Raw genomic sequence first — 1,744 nt, forward strand, 5'->3', positions numbered from 1 at the left:
CGGCAGGTCGACGGCAGGTCGAAACGTAGCCGAACCCGAACATTTCCTCGACAGTATGTTCGTTCTTCAGGACGAGGCCGCAGATGCCAAAGGTGTGCACGCCCGCAATATTGTTGTTGACCAGAAGGCTGAAATACACGTCATCCCAAGATGCTTCGAGCACTGTGTCGTCACCGCGAAATACGTAGACCATACGGTTGCAGCGGTTGAAGCGCATCGGGTAGTGCGTATAGCGGAACCATTCGCCGATCTTTTTATTGAAGGCGACAACGCCGGCGATGAGAAGTGAAAAGAGAATTGAGCAAAGGATCGTTGCAAACATCATTTCGAATTCATCGTGACGGTCCCAATCTGGATTCAGATAGCGGGCGATGGCGGTGTGAACGAACGAATTGATCATGAACACAGCTGCACTCACCCCGAAAATTCCAACCGCGCTCATCCCTCCGCGGTTTGAGTAGAGACCGTCGACCAGTTCCAGATAGGTAGAATTCATCCGGATCGCACGGCCCGATGCATGTGGGTCGGCACAGCGCCTGCGGATCGGCAGATGTGATTCACGATCTCGATCATTCAACGGACGTCGCTTTTTGCTCGTTGTAAACATCATGCCCTTGCCATTGCTCGATCGAAATCGGATTGCTCCGTGACAGAATCGGTATAGCGGCCCGACTCGAGCAAGCCCCAGTAGCAACGCTCTAGCCACTGTGCGAAATTGTCCCCCTTGAAGTGCGCGATCGCCATGCTTAGCGCAACCAGTACAACAGCTAGCACCAAACCCCAATAGGCCAAACTGAGTCCAGCGACCACTTTTGCCCAACCGTCGACAGCGAAGGCAGCCCAGAATGCAAAGGCGACAGCAGCAATTCCAGTAATACCCGAGATCGATTGCAGTATCGCCAGCGTCCATTGCCCGCGTTCCTTGCTTTGGATTGCATCCGCGAAATCCATCACCGCCACCACCCCAGACACCACCGCCATCAGCCCACCCGCCACGCGTAGCGCAATCCCTACACGTGCCGCCAACTCGTTACCCTTCACCCGCTGCAACATCCCCGTCGCATACATGTTCTGCCACGTCCCATATACCCTCACCACCTCACCCGCCCCAGCAGCCAGCGCCCCCACATACAACCCATACCCCAGACTCACCCGAACGTCCTGTGTCCACGTCTTCTGGAACGACAACGCCTGCGCTTCGGCTTGCAGCATCTGCTCCCAGCCCGCGAACTTCCACACTGCGTCGATAGCTGTCAGGATTCCCTGCGATACCGCGCCGTAAATCGGGATCGAGCGGCCGATCTTCAGTACGCCGTATTCGTGCAGGCTCTTTGGGGTTTTCACATGCTCGACCAGCCAGGCGATTTTCTTGGTCGGGTCCTTGATGTTCGCGAGCGTCTTTTCCATGTCGTCGGTGATAAACACGGCAAGCTTCGCTTTAACGTCTTTGGACGCAATGGCCGTGTTGAATGCCCCGATATTGCCGCTCGCGAAGCTTTCCGCAACCTGCCGTTCGGCATACGTGGCCGACTGTCGAGCCTGGCGCGCCCAGTGATGCTTGCATACATCCCTATCGATACCCCTCCGGATTCGTGCTTGAATCCCGCACGTAGGGGTCGCCCGGCGCGATCCGGCAGGCGGCTTCGACATCGGCGGGCCAGAGTGGCACTTTGCTTGTGGCGCGGTGGACAAGACGGCCAATAAAGAAGAAGACGTGGAATGGGGACATGAACCACTTGAGGAT

Annotated in this window: 1 protein-coding gene and 1 pseudogene; both read right to left on the bottom strand. The window is 56.6% G+C overall.

Annotated elements, in window-relative coordinates; genetic code table 11:
• Nucleotides 1–610, bottom strand: a pseudogene (locus tag AC1DEL_RS27485) (hypothetical protein); the annotation flags it as partial.
• Nucleotides 607–1,425 carry a hypothetical protein gene (locus tag AC1DEL_RS27490; protein ID WP_477126489.1) on the bottom strand — a complete coding sequence of 273 codons (819 nt, stop codon included), beginning with the start codon at nucleotides 1,423–1,425 and terminating at the stop codon, nucleotides 607–609. The gene AC1DEL_RS27490 and the pseudogene AC1DEL_RS27485, both read right to left, overlap by 4 nt.
• Between the last annotated feature and the right edge of the window lie 319 nt (nucleotides 1,426–1,744).

This window comes from Cupriavidus sp. 10L43_2 (assembly GCF_056395265.1).